Raw genomic sequence first — 17,632 nt, forward strand, 5'->3', positions numbered from 1 at the left:
TATGAGTTGCGCTATATTCTCAACGAAGGGGCCAAGACCCTCGCCACGTCACCCATTGAGGTGGTGGAAGCTGAGATCGGCATCTCTGCCCCCGGCACAACGCGTGCTGAGACTGAGGTGGAGGTTTCATGGTCCTCAACCATTCATCCGCGTGATATGATCGCTTTGCTCCCAATGGGGGCGAAGGAGGGTGAAACCGGTCAGTATTTCCGCGCAAACGACCGGACCCAAGGCAGCCTGAAAGCACCGTCGGAACCGGGGCTCTATGAAATCCGCTACATCCTGAACGAAGGATTGCGCACGCTTGCCAGCGTCCCGCTTGAGGTCGTCCCTGCAGACGCGCCGATGGATGCGGGCGCGGGGCTTTCAGCGCCTGAGACTGCGGCCCCCGGCGCCTCCATCACTGTCTCGTGGACAGGCGGTGGCAGCGGGGCGGACCAACGCATAGCGCTTGCGCGAAAGGATCAGCCGGAGTTCGCCTGGATCACCGCGCAGAAGATCGCGGAGGATAAATCGCTCACCCTGACCATGCCCGAAGAGCCGGGGCTTTATGAGCTGCGTTTCCTCGATATCTCGGAACAGACGTTGCTGGGCCGTACAGTGGTGGAGGTGAAATGATGCGGGGTCTTATTCTCTGGGCGGCCATCGCCTGTGCCACGCTCGCCGCGCCGCTGCGGGCAGAGATCGACGGCCACGGTCCAGACGCTTGGCGCGTCACCGGGGTCGCGGCGGACGATGTGCTGAACATGCGCATGGGGCCGGGGACCCGCTATCTGGTGATCGACAGTCTGCCCCCTAATGCCCGCGGCTTGCAGCAAGTCACTTGCGTGCCATTGCTGATCCCCTCAATCTACCACAAGCTAACCGAGGCGCAGCGCAACGCCCTGCCGCAGCGCTGGTGCCTGATGCGCACGGGCGATTTTGCGAAAGCTGGCTGGGTCGCGCAGCGCTTTTTGATGGGGGATGTGGACCTGCCGACAGACCGCACGACGGTCGAGCGCAGCGAAATTCCGGTGCATCAAAGCGGAGATGCGATGATCGACGCGGCAGCTCGGCTGGTGGGTGACCTCTACGCTGCGTTTGAAGGGCAAAGCGGGGCTGCGCAGAACCCGTTTAACCCGATCCAAGCCACACAGTTCTTCTTTGCTGGTATCACGCCCGACCTTGCAGGCCACGGCGCAGATGTTCTTTATGATGCACAAGATTTTCAGGGCCGCATCACAAGGATCGCCGCCGATCCAGACCAGCCCATGCTGCGCGGGATGATTACGATCAATGTGGATTTCATCAAATTCGGTCAGGCAAACCGCGCTGTCTTTCGCCTGCGCGCCGATACCGCCCAATCCGGCGCACCTGTCCGGATCTTCCGCGTTGAGCATGACGGTTGGAGCTTTCCGCAATGAAGTATCTTACGCAAACCCTTTCGGCCTTGGCGGCCTGTTGCGTGACCGTGAGCAGTGCAACTGCTGATCCCTTGCCCTGTCAGGGCCGTTACAGCGCTCAGTCCGGTAATGTGACCCTTTCAGCTGACGGCATGGTGTATTTGGATCCCCGCAATCGCCATGAAGGGACCGTCGATCTCACCTATGAGGGGTGCGACCGAATTACAGTCGCGGGGCAGGGGATGCGGATGCAGATCACACGCTCAGCAACCTCTGGCTGGACCGGAACGCTGGCAGGGGGCGGGGCCACTCGTATCTTTCATTTCAATGCGGTAACGCCGCGCCTGATTGGCAGTTGGATGGACGCCTTCGGAGGCGGGGTGACCGTCCAGCGCGGCATGAAGCTGACCCTTCTCAAGGGCACAGAACATCAGCCTGTGGACTGCGTTTTTGACGCGGACCGGCAGAATTTCAGCCGTGAGAACGCGGCGGCTCAGGCCTTCATGGCGGCGCAGGGACTGGTTCCGCCCTCGTCAGAATTCTCACTGCAAGACTATTTCCGCGCGGCCGACGTTGAGAACCGGACGCAGACGGAGTCTCGTAAAGGCAGCGCCAGGCACATCCGCTTCATGCTCGGCGATGACGGCGCGATGCTACCGGTGGCGCGCGCCGCAGTAAGGTTTCGGGAAATCTGCCGGGCTGAAGCTGGGACGCTCGCGCCCCCACGCCGCATGCTGGATTTCAAGATCGTGCCGGTTGAGAACCCGGATGGCTACGCCATATTCGCACGTGTCATCGACATTGAGACCGGCAAGATCATTGCTCAGAGGGAAGGCCACGTTACCGGAACCGGTGCGGAGGCTATAACGCTGGCCATGCAAGACGGGGCCGCACAGTTGATCGGTGATGGCGTCACCTTTGGTCCGCTGAGTGACGGTGTAGCGCGGTGATATTCTTTAAAGTAGATTGAAGGACGCAAGATATGGATTTCGACAAACCCGGACGCAGAGAGCGGCTTTCACAGCTTGGCTTTCTAATGCGGCACACCTTCAGCATTGTGGGACGTAACCGCGCGATATTGGCCCCGGTCTTTGCGATGTGGGCCTATGCCGCGGCGATGGTCGCAGTGTTCTTCATCGGACTCTACCTCATTGTGATCGGTTCCGGGGGCGGTGGCTGGCTTTTATTCGGCGGTCTAATTATGGCTGTTTACAAATATTTCTTTTACAATCGCGCCGAACTGACATTGAGCCGCCTTACCTTTGACACGGCAACAGGCGCCACACCGACGCGGCAAGACGCGACCAAAGCTCTTGCAGGTCTTAAAGCGCAATCCCGCCGTTTGGCCCTTCTCGATATGGCAGCCGCGTGGATCGCCAGCCGTAAAAACAAAGAAGGCGGTCTGATGGGAATGTTGCTTGGTGGGATGGGCGAGGTCTGGGATCTGGTGAACCATTTTCTCGTGCCCGCGGTGGCAGTAGATCGGCTCAACCTACGCGACGGGATCGCCCGGCTGAAGAGTTTGAAAAACCATGTGCCCGAAACCCTCATCGGCGTCTTCGGCATCGATATAATGGGAGGCGTCGTCGGCACGCTTATGGGCCCGATTTACCTCTTTGGCGGTCTGGCCGCGATCGGCTGCGGCCTGCTCTTCGGCGATGCACTGCCTTCAGCATTCTCTGCGGGCGCCCTGCGCGAGCTGTCGCCGGATATTCCCGCCCTTGGGCCCATCGGGCCAGATACCGTGTTTAATTGGTTTCCCGTCTTCATCTTCGCGTTTCTGGGGTTCGTGATGCATGGGCTGTTTGCCAGGGCAGTAACTGCGATCAAGGTCATCTATTTCACTCTGTTTTACAGCCGCATCATGCATAGCGAAGCGCTAGATCCTGCAATCCGTGCCGATCTTGAGGGGTATCTCGATCTCAGCAAGCAAAAGTATTCTTCAGCCGGGGTGCCGGCCTGAGGTTCTGTGCCTGTCGATATCGCAAAAAACTTAATCGTCAGTTCCCCGCTGACATGCATGCCGAGATTGGCTCTTGATGCCATCGTCAGGGTCAGGCCCGGTGAGATATAGCACTAAGCCGGACCATCGATCTGAGGGTCTATTGGTCTAGGCGGCATTCAAATTGATTATCAACACGGCGCAATTGGTTCTGAGAGCGCTGATGATACGGCCTTCGGTATCAGGGTTGAGGGCATGGGGCCGAAGCGCGGCTTGGGGGCCCAATGACCCGGAAGGGCAGGAGGCGGAATGTTTACGAACCGTGGTTTTCGCCGTGATCTCGTCTCTTGAGGTTTCCAGCTGCCCGGTCGATCTCAGTGAACTTCTGGTCGCGCTCATGGGTGGTTTTTACGAGCCGGCGGTGGCCCGTTGCAGGATTTTGGGCCGTGGAGCCTGAATTATCGTTCAGAAACAACGATGTAACGGTGTAACGGGTCTGTAACACCTTAAGTAACGCCTGTAAGTCTCTGAAATCTCTCTCATTTATAGATATATATATGTCTGTAACAGAAATATAGAAAAAGAGTACATACGCGACAGAGAGCTTCATGCTCTGATCACCATGTCTCCATATAAAGACACTCGTGGGCGTTACGCGTTACACAGACTAAGTCATTGATTTATATAAATAAGCTTGTAACAGAGGGTGCGGATCTGCCTCTTTTTGGCTTTTGATCAAAAATAAGTTCAATGTTTTCAGATGCTTGCCTGTAACACGGCGCGTTACACTGACCGGGGCGCAGAACGGGTCCAATGCAGGCCTTGCGCGGCACGGCATCCGCTGAGGCGATTTTGGGGGCGGGGGTTATCCACATAAATCGGGTGCTGCGCACTATGCGGCTGCATTCGGGTGTCCTAATTCAAAGGTTGAGAACAGGAGACCCCCATGCACTGCACGCCAGTCCGAATTGCCGAGGCGATCAACGCCAACCCGCTGATCTATGCGCTTGGAAGGGTGATGGATCGAAACGCTGTTGAACGCCATTGTCATATTAGGAATGGGGCTTCGTTCGCCGACAGCGGCTTTAAGGCGGCCTTTGGCCATGAGGTGTTTTTGTATTACCGCGGCGACAAGCCCGTCATGGAGGCTTCTCACGCGATGGTCGCAGCAGACGCGCTGCTGAATCATCTGTCAGCGCGCGCGGCGCGGGGCGATGCAGGGGGCGACCTCGGGTGGCAGGATCCGCGTCATGCCTGGGCACGTTTTCCAGCGCGTGTTCATGATACCAGACCTTTGGCCCCTGCGGTGGCGCTGCTGGATATGCCGGGCGCCCGGTTTGTATTCAACTGTCTTTTCGTTGGGGCAGGGTGTTCGATGTCGCCCAAGTTGGCGCGGCTGCTGTCTCCAGCGGCGCCTTTCGTGATCTTCTCGTCGAGCACTCAAGCCTATAACGTGATCCAGAATGCGTCCGGTCAAATGGTGAGGGCAGGCGTCAACCTTGCTGCGTTTTTCCAAGATATGTCACGGTTGACCGCGCCGGACCCGCAACGGGCGCGAAAGCCAGCTGGCCTGGGGGCGCCAAGGATGTGTCTGACAACTGCATAACCCCCGTGTTCATGGGGGTTCATCAGAGCCGTGACGCTCTTGCGGGGACTGGCCCCTATCACGCACTTGGACCTGTGCCGTTGATTGTTCTTTAAGATCTGTAGGTCCCCAGATGTTTGGCTTTCGTCTGGGGCGCAGCAGGACGTTTTGGGGTTTATTTTATTCCGCTTCGATGGAATGCCGCATTGCTGCCTCAGTTCGGGCGACGTCCTGTCGTATTCATCTTCCATTAAAAGAAGGGGCACGGGTGGAACATTATGGATCTGCGGTGCGCCGGACAAGATTTTCACCGGCCGTGATTCTGGAAGATGAATTTTATGACGCAAAAAATAGCAGGTAACAGGCTATCGAAGATTTTCCGCCGGTTTTGGGGAGAAGAAGAGGGTGGCATTCTGATTTTGTCGCTCATGATTCTCGTGGTCATGACGGTCGGCGGTGGCCTTGCTGTCGATCTGGCTAATCACGAGCGCACACGGACCTATCTTCAAGCGCATCTCGACAATGCGGTGCTTGCAGCCGCCAGCTTGTCGCAGGATATTGATCCCACTAATGTTGTGTTGAGCTACGTATCATCTGCCGGACTGGATGCGTCGAAGGTCAAGGTTGAGATAAGCAAAGAAGAGATCGGCGGTATTCTTGTCGGGCGCACGGTCCATGCCACAATGTCGGGTGGGGTGAATACCTATTTTTTCCGTTTTTTAGACGTCGATAATTTGGCTATGATGATCGAGTCGCAAGCCACCGAGCGCGTCGAGGACATCGAGATTTCTCTGGTGCTCGACGTATCCGGCTCGATGGACTGGGATACCAGCGACGGAAGCGGCAAGAAAATCGATGCGCTCAAACAGGCCGCGAGCGATTTTGTCGATGCCGTGCTCAGTGAGGCCGAGGAAGGGCGAGTGTCGATCTCGATCATTCCCTATTCCACCAAGGCGAACGCGGGCCCGGATCTGCTCAAACACTATAACGCATCGCAAGAGCACGACTTTTCTCATTGCATCGATTTTGATGGCTCGCACTACACCGATCTTGCCGTTCATCCCTCCACGCTGCTGCCGCGAACGGGGCATTTTCAGTATGGCAATCGGTATGGAAAGTGGTCGATCACCGACAAAGAGAAGGGCGACTGGGTCTGTCGCTTCGATGACGGCTTTACGATCACGCCGCTTTCAAGCTCGGCCGCCGACCTCAAGGCCCAGATCAACAAGCTGACCGCCAAAGGGTCCACCTCAATCGATATGGGGACCAAGTGGGGCCTGGCGCTTCTTGATCCCTCCGCTCAGACTGCGGTTTCCGGCCTGATATCTGACGGTCTGGTCAGCCCGGCTTTCGAGGGCCGGCCACACCCGCATAAATCGCAGAACAACATGAAGGTTCTCGTGATCATGACGGATGGGAAGAATGACGTGGAGTACCGGCTGTATCCGAAGTTCGCCTCCGGCCCATCACCCGTTACAAAGTCCACATATGGCTCGATGCTTACCTACAGTGTGGAAGCCCCGGAGACCTATGGTGCGCATGATCAGAAAAAACCGTATGGGGAGACGTACTTTTATCCCGAGCATCCCATAGAAGGGGAGCGGGTCTGGAAAAACCATACACCAAAGAACGACCCCGAGTACGCTCAATATGCAAGTCAGATTGACGAAAAACAGCTGACCTGGCCGGAAGTCTGGGCCGAGATGTCGCCTATCTACTATGGATACAACCTGCTTGGCCGTCAGTCGAATTACCGCAACAGCTGGGGGGGCATCATGTGGCGGCAATGGGAGAACATGCATTACACCGTCAAGCCGAATGTGAAGAATGCGCGCCTGCGCAGCATCTGCGGCGCTGCCAAGCAAGCGGGCATCGTGACCTACACCATCGGTATGGAGGTTGAAGAGCCAGAATCGCTCGCCTTGCTGAAGGAATGTGCTGCCACTGAAGCGCATTACTTCGATGTGAAAGGAATGGATATCGCCACGGCTTTCGACATGATCGCGGCCTCGATCTCGATGCTGAGGTTGACCAAATGATCAATCGTTGGAAGGCAAAGCGGTTTGGGGCGTCAGAAGATGGCGCTGTGACGCTCGAGTTCGTCATTCTCATGCCTGCCGTACTTTACCTGCTTTTCATGGCGCTCGAGGTGGGCCTGTGGAGCGCACGTGAAATCATGCTGAGACGTGCCACCAATATGGTGGCGCGCGAGGTGCGTCTGAGCACGGCAAATCCGCCAAGCTATGAAGAGATGAAGGCGATGATTTGCGAGAGGTCTTTCTTCAGCGCAGGTTGCATGCAGTCCATTCGCATAGAGATGCAGGCCATGCCTGTTTCGGCATGGCGAAACGTCTCTGGCTCGACGCCCTGTGTCGATCGACGCGAAAACTATGAACCTGCGAACAACTTCAGCCTTGGACGCGAAAACGATCTGATGCTGGTCGGGGTCTGCCGTCTGTTTGACCCTCTTTTGCCAGGCACTGGTTTGGGTCGGAAGTTGCCGGAAAACTCGGATGGGGAATACGGCGTCCGCCTCACCACAGCATTTGTCACGGAGCCACGCGGATGAGTTATCTTCGGTACAAGGTCCTGCGGTTTTTGCGCAAAGAGGATGGCAGCCAGTCGATCGCATTCATGATTATGGCCCCACTTCTGGTCGGGTCGATCTGCGCGATGATCGCTTTCACCGATGCCTACCGGGCCCGGGCTATGGCAGCCGATGCGACGGCCGTGATTGCCGATACGTTGTCGCGGCAAACCACGCCGATCGACATGAGCTTTCTTAGAGGCCTGCAAGCCGTGGCAGGCCGGCTGACCAGATATGGTGATGCGGTCAATGTGCGGGTCACTCAGATCCGCTGCGCCAAAAAGTGCGACCAGCCCCAGAATAGGGTTTTGAGGGTGGATTTTTCGAAAGGACAGGGGTTGGCACGGTTGCGACACTCGGACTTCAGCGCCGGGGAGATGCGTGCTCGCGTGCCCTTGCTGACCAAAGGGGACCGTATTCTTCTGGTGGAGACCTCTTTCACGCATAAGCCAATTTTCAATGTCGGCTTGAAGGATACGGAGATAACCATGTTCCAAGCGACCCGCATGCGCTTCGCGCCGCAACTGTGCTGGAAGGCATGCAGCGTCTGACAGGGTGAGGCGGGAAGGAAGACAGTGGTAGAGATCACGGCTGCGAGCCAGCCAGGCGCGGTCGCGCGAGGTCTGATAGTATCAGCCTCATCAATCAACCGCCGTGAAGAGAGCGACCAATGATGAGGTAGAAACCGGCCTCCTTCGCCGCTTGTAACAACATTCTCTTTATCAGCTTGCCGGAGTTAACCTTGATTTTTGGGGATGTTCGCAAACCGTGTTGGTCGCCCAATCACTGCGTCAGGTGATGTCGTCGAGACGCTTGCGAGCTTGGGGCATCAGGTCCAGCGAAGCCGATATCCTGTTGTGCCAGGCTGGTCCGCGGCCGATCGCATCCTCGTATGCCTCCGCAAGTTCGCCAGGCCTTTCCTCGCTCAGGACTTCGATGAGCAGACCGGCCTGCGCTCGATCTTTCCGGGCCTTCAATCTGCTCGGATCGCTCCTGCGTCGATCGGCGACGATCAGCTTGTGAATGGCGAAGCGCTCCGGCCGCGGGATCTGCACGAGCGCCCCAGAGCGGTAGAGGAGCGGCACCTGGATCGGGTCGGATATCAGAAAATTGAGATGGTGCAGGCTCTGTGCGCTGACGCCGAGGGCAGGGAGGTCTCGAATACCTTCGTTTTCCTCGAAGGACGGCGTGAGGAATTCGACCAGCGTGTTTCGATCCGTCTGCTGCCACCGCCAGATCTTGTTCTTTTCGAGCGAGGGGACGGGGGCGAACTTCAACTGAGAGAAGACCTTCGACAGCGGCTCCTCTACGGTATCCTCCAGGGCGATCGACAGCCGTTCGAAACTCGCTATGTCGATATCGTCTGTAGCGGCCGAGCTGCCGAATCCAATCCGGAACCCGAGCTCACCTTCGTAGAGCCGGAAGGCCTGTGTCCCGACCAGCGTTCCGCCGAGGCGGAAGACACCCGCGCGTTCCATTGCCGAGACCACTTGTCCGGTCTGCGCGTCAGCCATCAGGTATCCTTCTGCCCGGAGCACCCGCATGAGCCGGGATCGCTCTCGCTCATTCTCCTTACGCTTCAGGGCCAGCTCTTTCAGGCGAGCGAGCCGATCACGGAGATTCTTGCTGTCTTCGCCGATGTAGCGATTTACGACCTCGGTCCCGATCCGATACTGATCATACCAGTATCTCTTCTTCCCTATCGTCTTCAGCTTCGGCGAACCTCGGAGTTCGGAGATCTGAGCATCCTGCAACATGCGCAGGAGGTCGGTCCAGGCGGCAGTGCCGATGTGGCTGTGATGTCTGATCATGACTATTGGCCTTACCCTACTAAGTTTTATTTGTAGGGTAAGATGGGCTAAAAACCTATCCTACAAAATGTTTCTTGTAGTGTAAGTCGATCCAACACGATTTGCGGACACGGCCTAATTTTTTAGGGTGCTTTGAAATGCAAGTTCTGCAGCTGCAGCGAACGCCCCTTTTACCAGTCGCACCCGGCGCCCCCGCGTGATCTGCGCTGCAAGATCGCCCTCCGTGCGGTAAAGGTAGGCTTGCAGCGTTAGGGCAACAGGAAAGCAGGCATCCACTACAAACCTTGAACGGCAGCTATTGTCCGGCGCATAGCTGTTCTTCAGCACTAATGTTCGAACAGCTTTTTGTGGGCGCTTGATCACCAGAAGCGCTGTTGCCCGCTGCCGCCATCGGTCCCGATTCAGCAATCTACAGTGAGCGCGGGCTCGGCCGCCACCAAGCGCCGCGCTCTGGTCAACTTCGTGCCGGGGTTTGGCGAGTTGACCGTACACTGTGAACCAGTGTTGAGGCAGGATATGAGAAGACCTCTTTCGTACCAAAGGATTTCTCAGCCTCTTGAGCGACTGAATGATGCGTCATCAACGATGTTCAGTCTTCTACTGGCTCGACCCCCCGATACCCCGGCCGGGTATAGGGGGCACTCGAGCCGCATTTGCCGTTCATGACGGTCTAAATGCTTTCAACGAACGCTGCCTGTTGAACACTGGGGTCCCAGCCTGATGCCAAGGCATCAAGGAGCGCAGAAATGTAAGTCTTCCCATGGCGGTGATAGATCTCGCTTGTGATGCGCATGTGAGATTGGAACAGCTCAGGCGGTACGATGAGGTCTGGCCGATGGGTCGCAATGTGATTGTGCAGTGCTTTTTCGATGCAAATAGCGCGATGCCCGGTGTCGACCGAGGTCTCCCGAAGCAAAGCACCTTTGGTCATTTTCGGGTTTTCCTGGACCTGACGCAGACGAAATTCCGGATTGCTGCTGAAGCCGAGTTTGAGCACTTGGGTTTCCGGCAGGGTGAATGCCATTAGGTAGATTTTGCTGGGTTTGGAGGACCAGCTTTCTCCACAGCCTGCGCAATCAATGTCGCCGCGGCGCATGTTTGCAATGGCCGCATCCTGCTGATGGCCGCACAGATGCTCGTAGCGACGATAGCTTTTGTTGGGGCGGTCCGCGTCTCCCAGTAGCTGCCACCCTTGGGCTCCGGCTTCGATCGCGTGACGCTCATGCAGGCAGATGGTGCAGCTCAGCTGATGCCCTCCTGCTGCGGCCGCTTCGACGCGCGTATGTTGGCGGCGATCGCGATGGCCGCAAATGAACTCGTAAAGGCCGTAGTGTCGGTGTCCATCCGGGTCTGGTCCGCAAAGCGTGGCGCCAACCGTTCTTGCGGCCGTTTCGCGGCGGATACGGATGCAATGCGGACATTCCGGATTGTGGCCCAGAACAACGCTGATGCGTTTGAGGGTGGGGGTGCCGCAGGTCTTGCAGCCAAGGATGACGTGCAAGCGGTCAACCGCACGGCCGATCAGGGCAAAGCCCTTGGCCTCAGCGGCAGCCTTCCAATGAGCAGGTTGCTTGCCACGAAACACAGGGCGAAGAGCGCCATCGACAGGGAAGGGATACATGATTTTGCGAGAATGCACTGGAAATCTCCGTAAGGTTTTGCCGGGCGCAGGTGCTGCGACATCCGGAAAAAGGATGGGTGGAACAATGATCTTTTGGAGAACAGGATGGCCGCAGCCGGTCTGCGCGGATCAGAAGGACGAAGTATTTGCCCGCGTTTGAAGTGAGATCACTGCCTGATTGGCGGAATGCACATCCAATAAATCAACGGCCTCTTCCAACAAGGCCCGCAACCCCGTACGCGATGGGCGATGTTGTTGGGTCAGTTTGAGAACTTGGGTGGCCAGTTGATGCAGCGACCGTTCCGTCGGGGTCTCTTCGGGCGCACTGCGCAACAAGTACCCCGCTGCGCTACGCAGGTCAGGATGGGCACCGGGAAAGTTGCGGATCTCTTGTAACAGGGTCGTATAATCCGCCCAAGTGGCAGCCGCGGCGTGCGCCAGATCTGCCGCCGCAGAAAGTGCGTTTTTTTGCCGGCCAGCGTAATAGCCCCAATCGGCCTGCAGGGCCGCGAAGTAGAGATCGAGCGCGTGGCGGAAGCTCAATTGATCTGCGCGGAGCAGGCCGAGAGGGGGTTCTGTGCCTGTATCGGGCATGGTAGGTTCGGTATTAGCCATGAAGATTTCCTCGTGATCAGTATGGTTAGTGTAGGCGGGGGAGTTGCAGCTCCTCCGTCTATACGATAACATGATATCATGTAATTGGTATGTCAATAGGTGATATTATGAAATCTCGCGGACGCCCCAAGGCCGACACGCAACCGCTCATGGTCCGTATGCCGACACCCCTCATAGAAGCTCTCGATGCTGCCCGAAGGCAGGAAGAAGATCTTCCCACCAGGCCTGAACTCGTAAGGCGGATTGTCGAGGAGTGGGTGGTCCGTCGCGCCAAAACCCAAACGCCTCAGTAGCGGCTTCGGGTTTTCTAATTGCCCAATCAGATGCGCACCAAAAGCGGGTTGCCAGCGCTGAATATTTCGAACTTTCCTTACAACTCAGCACGTGGAGACAGTATCTGGATAGGGTATTGGGCCATACTTCCCATGGGGGCGGGCCTGAGGATGGGGTCGTTGCCTTGTTAAACCGGTTGCGGCCTTCCACGTTGGAGGTGGCAAAACAATTTGGATGCCTCAACAAGATAGGATTTGGCCATGAAAGGTCTTCGGGTCATGATGCCAGCACTGTGCTTTCTGTCTGCGGGTTGCGCGCCTCTTGCGGGAGGCCGAACAAGCGTGGTGGGCGTGGGAGCAGATGATCTTTTGAAGCTACGTACCGGTCCTGGACTGGAGTATGGTATTGTGCTTGGCTTGCCTGATGGTACCGAGTTGATCCGGCGAGACTGTGTGACCGAGGTCGGCCAACTATGGTGTCGGGTCTCGCCCGCTGAAGCGCCTTCTGTCGAAGGTTACGTTTCCGCAGATTACCTCTTGGGTAGCTAATCTCTGGAAGAACTTTGTAATATCCTAGATATTTGCCAATATGCTGCCTTTGTGCTGCAGCCGTAGAGTGGGCATTGCTGTTGTGGTGTCAAAGTCCCCAAACTTCTTCGTTAGCACTGAAGAGCCTGTAACAAAGGCTTCCGTGCCGCCCAGCCTAATATTTTGTCAGCTTGGCGGCCGACTTGTCGTATGTCATTTCATAGGTTCCACCGAGGAAACCGAAGGGTCTAACAATCATGCGCTGCAGGATAGCTTTGAGGTGTTTACCGGCAGTGAGTAGGTGTAGATAGACGGCCTTGAGATCTTCGTTGAAGCGATCTGCGACCAGTGCAGGCATGTATATCACGCGCCGGAGCGTCGATCTTCCTCCAATGATCCGATCTTTCCCTGGCCATTTTCCCGATTGCTGCGTCATTGGAGCAAGCCCCGCAACTGCTGCGTCTGATTGAGCATCGCTCCAGAGCGTTTCTGCAGGCTTATCTTTGTACTGGCCGAGCCCCAAGGGAGGGGCTAGACCAAAGACAAAGGATCTTTCATGCGCAACCCAGACAGCCTTACGGTCAAGCCAAACGTCGATACGCCCCAAGGCTTGGTCTTTGCCACGGCGGCCTATGTGTTGTGGGGGTTCTTGCCGCTTTACATGAAAGCCTTGTCGCATATTCCGGCGGCCGAAGTGGTGGCGCACCGTGTAATTTGGTCGGTACCAGTCGCGGCTATCGTGTTGGTGGTGATGCGGCGGACACAGGATTTGAAAGCCGCCCTGCGGTCTCCCCGAACCCTGTTAATGGGCGCTGTGACGGCCGCGCTGATTTCCATCAATTGGGGGATCTATGTCTGGGCAATCGCGTCGGATCGCGCTTTGGAGGCGGCGCTCGGCTACTACATCAATCCTTTGTTCAGCATCTTGCTAGGCGCGTTCCTCCTGGGTGAACGGATGGAAAAAACGCAGGTGATCGCGATTGGCCTCGCGGCCGGCGCGGTGCTGGTTCTGGCTTTGGATGCCGGCTCTTTACCTTGGGTCGCTTTGGGGCTGACCTTCAGTTGGGGCCTTTATGCTTTAGCCAAAAAAAGCCTGCCGGTCGGACCCAATCAGGGTTTTTTGCTGGAAGTGCTGATCTTGCTGGTTCCGGCGTTGATCTACGTTTCTTACTTGGGTCTGAATGAGGAAGGCAATTTTCTGACAGCGGCGCCCTTGGATACCTGGCTTTTGCTGGGCTGTGGCGCGGTAACAGCAGTGCCACTTTTGATCTACGCCAACGGCGCCAAGCTCTTGCGGCTCTCTACCATTGGCATCTTGCAATATATTGCCCCCACAATGATCTTCCTTGTGGCGGTCTTCGTTTTTGGCGAGGAGTTCGGTCGCGCCCGGATGATCGCCTTTCCAATGATTTGGCTGGCGCTGATCCTTTACTCCTCTTCGATGCTGCGCCAGATGCGCAGCCGTCGCCCGGCCCGGGGCGCGTAAAGCCAGATATTGTGTCTTTGTGCAGAGACGCAAAGCTCGGGCCCAAGCTGTGACCGGGGCAAATGCAGCGGGCACGGCGTTCCCGGGCCCGCCCAATAAGCCTCGTATCTCTAGTGGAGGCCGTAGGTCTGATCTTGGATGTCGCAGGCGTGCCCCGAGGGGAGATTGATCGTGAATGCGGTGCCTTTCCCAGCTTCACCCGCGACCGAGATAGTGCCCCCCATCAACTCGATTTCGCGCCGGATAATGTTCATCCCTAGCCCGCTTCCGCCGCCCGTCCGGGCCGTGTTTGGGCTATGTCCTTCAAATTCTTCAAAGATCATTGACTGATGTGCGGGGTCCATTCCAATGCCGGTGTCGCTGACGCATATCCGGACCCCCTCTGTCCCCATGGCTTCGATAGTCACGGTAACGTCACCAGTGGCCGTGAACTTGATGGCGTTGGACACCAAGCGGTCCAACACATTGGCCAGTATGAACCCGTCGAGCAGGAATGTCGTCTCGGACTTGCAGCGGTTATTGATATGAATACCGATCTTTTTGTCCCCAGCCTGGGGGCGGCCTTTTGCGACTGCATTCTCGACGATTTGGGAGATGTCGTATGTCTCTGCTTGGATAGCGGCAAAACCGCTATCCAAGCAGAGATGCGTAAAAAGTCACGCGTCAACGACTGCAAGCGTGTCGTATTGCGTTTGATGACGCTGGCGAGGTTCGCCACTTTTACTTCCGTAGCCAGCGCTTTGAGGAGGTGTGACGCCCCTGAAATGGCGCTTAATGGCGTTCGGACTTCATGATTGGCATGCGCTAGGAAGCTGGCCCGCGTGGCGACGGCTTTTTCTGCAAGAAGCTTGGCTTTGACGCGGGCTTTGACCGCTGAATCCAGCTGGAGTTGGTCGTCGGCGATGGAGGCCAGCTCTGCCAATGCTTCGACGTCTTGCATGTCCCATTGTCTTGGAAGGGGGCTGATACAGCAAAGCGCGCCAATCGGTGTGCCGCGATCCATGGAAGGGAATGCCAAGATAGCTGACCATGCCGAACAGTTTGATTGCCGGATGGTCTTTGAATAGGGGATGTTCTCTGGCATCTGGAATGACCAGCGGCTCTCCGGTGTCGCGCACATGTTTGCAAATCGAATGGCTGAGCGGGGTGGCGCGTGCTTTTAGAAGCTGTTCGGGTATGCCCACGGCAGATTTGAGAAGCTGCCGGTCTCCGGCATCATCGATCATTGTGAGAAGGCAAATGGGTGCATTCAAAGTGCGGGAAGCTATTCGTGTAATTTTATCAAAACGAACATCTGCATACGCATCTGGAACCTGGGATTTTTCGTTGTTCAGTGCGTCATAGCTCATCTCTCTAATCGTCTCGTCCAGCTGTAATTATCGTTGAAAAGGTCTGACCGGATACTGCTCAAGTTCAGAAACGGTAGTTACAGCAATCACTTCATGTCGACAGCTAACGTAACGTGAACCTCGGGCATTTGGTTGACCTGTGGAGTTCGAGCCCTAGTGCAGCGGCCCTGTCGCGAAGCGCTAGAGCGGCCGAGCGCGAAAATACGCAGGCTGGGAGCCTTACCCCCTTATAGAGATAGGCGGTTTGGGCAGAGCCAAAGCCTATGCGGCGACAGGTCCTGTCGCCGCATAAGGGACTTTCGTCTATTCTACGGGATGGTCAAGCATCGACGCTCTCGCGCCTCAAGGTGGGCGGGGAGGCTGCCTTTAAGGCGCGCCGTTCTGAACGTTGGCGCTCTACCCGCTGGATCGCCCGGTCAAATGTTTTTCTGACCCGTTGGGTTGGGCTGGCATTTGGTTGAATAGGTTTGCCCAAAGATAGAGACATCTTGATCCTGGCGCCGTTGGCATGGCGGGGCGCAAGGTTCCAGAGTTCTTTGGGCAGGGAGCTTTCCACCGCGGGCCAGTTCGGCATCTGGTGCGTCGTAAAGACGCAGAGCAACGTTCCGCTGCCATTGTGGGACATGAGAAGGTCCGGTTGGTTCAAGCTTCGCGCGATAGCTTTCGTGGCCGTCGTTAGGGCGATGCACAACTCCCTAGTGGAGCACTGGTTGTACATCTTCTCGAAGCTATTGAGAGTGGCCGCGAAGATATAACACTGATCGAGGTGACCACGTGATTGTTGGGACAGATATGTTCCCAATGAGAAGGGTAGAACAAGCCGGGGGGTATCCGCGATATAGAAGGGCTCCTCTTCTTCGAAGCAATGGGTGCCCGGAATGCCGTGTTTCTGCATGTCCTGCGCAGATATGCGCGGCACATCTGTCGTTGTATTCATTACCCGTTGCGCAACACGTAGCCTGGCCACAAGGTCTCGTGGCTTAAAGGGCTTTGTGACGTAGTCTGTTGCTCCCGCGACAAAGGCGCGCCCCACTGAGCGCGCATCCGTGCGCTGCGTGAGCATCAGGATTGGGGTATGGGTATATTTTGGCAGGGCTCGGATCTCTTTGCAAAGATCGATGCCATTCATAAGCGGCATTTCGATATCAAGCACGAGACAGTCAAAGGCTGCCGGTTGGGTTGAAAGCAACTTCAGGGCTTCTGCACCGGAAGATGCTGTGGTGACCTCACATGAGCCGGTCTTGGCCATAGTGGTGCCGATGAGATCCAAAACGATGGGATCATCATCCACAGCGAGAATTTTCACGCGCTAATCTCCAAAAATAGTTTAAACTAAAGGGCTCTAAGGCAATGTATTTTCTAAATATTGGCTTTTTCATGACGCGCGCCAGATGAACTGATGATCCTTTGCCTCGACGTGGGGGAAGGCAAGAAAAACCATTATACTACTATGCTATAAAGCGTCTTGCGGCGGCTGAGGTGAAGCCATTCGCCTTAACAGTGAAGGCGGAATGCCACATTCTCGGCCCGCGTTCCTGGTCACGACGGCCCTGGGGGAGTGCGGAGGGGGCCGTCGCGGTTTGCCGGGGCCCTCGGGGAGGGATTCCAGCAAAAAAGGAAGGCCTGCCTGCTGCAGAGATGTAGGCAGGGAACGCCTCAACGCGCGGCAACGGTACAAGGTTCTCCGGAAATAGGGGCCAATCTCCCTTGTGCCAATGGTGAAAATGATGACGACCCTGTAGGAAAACCGCACCCCGGATACCGAGCCGGCTTGAAGTTTACGGCGTCAGGCCTGCCAGCTTGGCGAAAGAGCTTGCCATCTTCTGATAGTCATACGGGTCGAATTCTACGGCATCGTACTGCGCCTGCGTGATGAAGCCGTACGACGGCTCATCTTCATACGGACAGCTTTCGCTCTCGTGACAGACCATGAGCTCGCGATCGCCGGCAGCGTAGATGATGATTTTGGAGAGATCGGACCCGTACCCCGCACATGAAGGTTCTTCCCAAAACAAAGCTGAAGACCCGATATTAAGACGGCGGCGCTCGAGAGCGCAGATCACCTCGTGAGTGAGACCCAAGCTCCAGCAATCTTCATACCACCCCCAAATCCCCTCGATGAGTGCAATCTGGGCCAAGAAGGCATCCGTCCGGGTTCCGCTGGCCAGTGCCTGCTGCACGAGCAACATTTCGGGTTTGTTCAACTTAAAACTTGTGCCGTAAAATTCGCTAGTGAACTCCACGTAAAGGCAGGCCACGTCTGTGATCGTGACATGGACATTGACGCCGAGATTGCAATCAAGATCGATATCCCCATCTTCGTCAGCGAAGAATTCCGCATCATCAATCAGGTCCGATTTTACTACTACGGAGTGGATGACCGACAAGAAGTCATTCCTGCTGTTTGGTATATCTACCGCGCCCTTGTCCGCAGTGAGTGCTTAAGAGGGTCTC

At 56.4% G+C, this 17,632-nt stretch carries 16 protein-coding genes and 3 pseudogenes; 10 read left to right on the forward strand and 9 right to left on the reverse strand.

What is annotated here, in order from left to right:
* From HTT03_RS09230 to HTT03_RS09265, 8 genes and pseudogenes are all read left to right on the forward strand, one after another.
* Positions 1 to 618, forward strand: a pseudogene (locus HTT03_RS09230) (hypothetical protein); the annotation flags it as partial.
* On the forward strand, positions 615 to 1,403 hold the full coding sequence (locus HTT03_RS09235; protein WP_174859561.1) for an SH3 domain-containing protein: 789 nt from the start codon (positions 615 to 617) through the stop codon (positions 1,401 to 1,403). The pseudogene HTT03_RS09230 and the gene HTT03_RS09235, both read left to right, overlap by 4 nt.
* A complete protein-coding gene (locus HTT03_RS09240) occupies positions 1,400 to 2,332 on the forward strand; it encodes a hypothetical protein (protein WP_174859562.1) in 933 nt (310 codons plus the stop codon). The genes HTT03_RS09235 and HTT03_RS09240 overlap by 4 nt, the downstream gene beginning before the upstream one ends.
* A 32-nt stretch (positions 2,333 to 2,364) precedes the next feature.
* Complete coding sequence (locus HTT03_RS09245) at positions 2,365 to 3,345, forward strand: hypothetical protein (protein ID WP_174859563.1); 981 nt, start codon at positions 2,365 to 2,367, stop codon at positions 3,343 to 3,345.
* A 925-nt stretch (positions 3,346 to 4,270) separates the two neighbouring features.
* Positions 4,271 to 4,930, forward strand: a complete 660-nt coding sequence (locus HTT03_RS09250) for a hypothetical protein (protein ID WP_174859564.1) — start codon at positions 4,271 to 4,273, stop codon at positions 4,928 to 4,930.
* A 317-nt stretch (positions 4,931 to 5,247) separates the two neighbouring features.
* On the forward strand, positions 5,248 to 6,948 hold the full coding sequence (locus HTT03_RS09255; protein ID WP_174859565.1) for a VWA domain-containing protein: 1,701 nt from the start codon (positions 5,248 to 5,250) through the stop codon (positions 6,946 to 6,948).
* Positions 6,945 to 7,478: a TadE/TadG family type IV pilus assembly protein gene (locus HTT03_RS09260; RefSeq protein WP_174859566.1), complete on the forward strand. Its 534-nt coding sequence runs from the start codon at positions 6,945 to 6,947 to the stop codon at positions 7,476 to 7,478. Before HTT03_RS09255 ends, HTT03_RS09260 begins: the two co-directional genes overlap by 4 nt.
* Positions 7,475 to 8,047 (forward strand): hypothetical protein, encoded by a 573-nt coding sequence (locus HTT03_RS09265; RefSeq protein WP_174859567.1) that lies wholly within the window; start codon positions 7,475 to 7,477, stop codon positions 8,045 to 8,047. The genes HTT03_RS09260 and HTT03_RS09265 overlap by 4 nt, the downstream gene beginning before the upstream one ends.
* 240 nt (positions 8,048 to 8,287) lie before the next feature.
* Here the strand turns inward: HTT03_RS09265 and HTT03_RS09270 are convergent, their stop codons facing one another.
* From HTT03_RS09270 to HTT03_RS09280, 3 genes are all read right to left on the reverse strand, one after another.
* Complete coding sequence (locus HTT03_RS09270) at positions 8,288 to 9,307, reverse strand: nucleotidyltransferase family protein (RefSeq protein ID WP_174859568.1); 1,020 nt, start codon at positions 9,305 to 9,307, stop codon at positions 8,288 to 8,290.
* Positions 9,308 to 9,977: 670 nt separating this feature from the next.
* A complete protein-coding gene (locus tag HTT03_RS09275; RefSeq protein ID WP_246253415.1) occupies positions 9,978 to 10,808 on the reverse strand; it encodes a hypothetical protein in 831 nt (276 codons plus the stop codon).
* A gap of 249 nt (positions 10,809 to 11,057) precedes the next feature.
* Positions 11,058 to 11,543 (reverse strand): hypothetical protein, encoded by a 486-nt coding sequence (locus HTT03_RS09280; protein WP_174859569.1) that lies wholly within the window; start codon positions 11,541 to 11,543, stop codon positions 11,058 to 11,060.
* A 533-nt stretch (positions 11,544 to 12,076) separates the two neighbouring features.
* On the opposite strand from HTT03_RS09280, the gene HTT03_RS09285 reads away from it, so the two are divergent.
* Positions 12,077 to 12,364, forward strand: coding sequence for an SH3 domain-containing protein (locus HTT03_RS09285; RefSeq protein WP_174859570.1), 288 nt, complete (start codon positions 12,077 to 12,079; stop codon positions 12,362 to 12,364).
* A 154-nt stretch (positions 12,365 to 12,518) separates the two neighbouring features.
* Here HTT03_RS09285 and HTT03_RS18835 read toward each other — a convergent pair whose 3' ends face one another.
* Positions 12,519 to 12,950 carry a transposase gene (locus HTT03_RS18835; protein WP_281361047.1) on the reverse strand — a complete coding sequence of 144 codons (432 nt, stop codon included), beginning with the start codon at positions 12,948 to 12,950 and terminating at the stop codon, positions 12,519 to 12,521.
* Here HTT03_RS18835 and rarD point away from each other — a divergent pair.
* A complete protein-coding gene (rarD, locus tag HTT03_RS09295; protein WP_174859571.1) occupies positions 12,900 to 13,829 on the forward strand; it encodes an EamA family transporter RarD in 930 nt (309 codons plus the stop codon). The genes HTT03_RS18835 and rarD overlap by 51 nt on opposite strands.
* Before the next feature lie 110 nt (positions 13,830 to 13,939).
* Here the strand turns inward: rarD and HTT03_RS18710 are convergent, their stop codons facing one another.
* The 5 genes and pseudogenes from HTT03_RS18710 to HTT03_RS09315 form a co-directional block, all read right to left on the reverse strand.
* On the reverse strand, positions 13,940 to 14,467 hold the full coding sequence (locus tag HTT03_RS18710) for a sensor histidine kinase (RefSeq protein WP_246253419.1): 528 nt from the start codon (positions 14,465 to 14,467) through the stop codon (positions 13,940 to 13,942).
* Between the two features lie 62 nt (positions 14,468 to 14,529).
* Positions 14,530 to 14,949 (reverse strand): annotated as a pseudogene (locus HTT03_RS18965) (GAF domain-containing protein); the annotation flags it as partial.
* Positions 14,843 to 15,178 (reverse strand): annotated as a pseudogene (locus HTT03_RS18970) (GAF domain-containing protein); the annotation flags it as partial. The pseudogenes HTT03_RS18970 and HTT03_RS18965, both read right to left, overlap by 107 nt.
* Positions 15,179 to 15,497: 319 nt before the next feature.
* Positions 15,498 to 16,484, reverse strand: a complete 987-nt coding sequence (locus HTT03_RS09310; RefSeq protein ID WP_174859574.1) for a response regulator — start codon at positions 16,482 to 16,484, stop codon at positions 15,498 to 15,500.
* Between the two features lie 472 nt (positions 16,485 to 16,956).
* On the reverse strand, positions 16,957 to 17,565 hold the full coding sequence (locus tag HTT03_RS09315) for a hypothetical protein (protein WP_174859575.1): 609 nt from the start codon (positions 17,563 to 17,565) through the stop codon (positions 16,957 to 16,959).
* Positions 17,566 to 17,632: the final 67 nt, after the last annotated feature.

It is taken from the genome of Sulfitobacter maritimus, assembly GCF_013346665.1.
Taxonomy (GTDB): Bacteria; Pseudomonadota; Alphaproteobacteria; order Rhodobacterales; family Rhodobacteraceae; genus Sulfitobacter; species Sulfitobacter maritimus.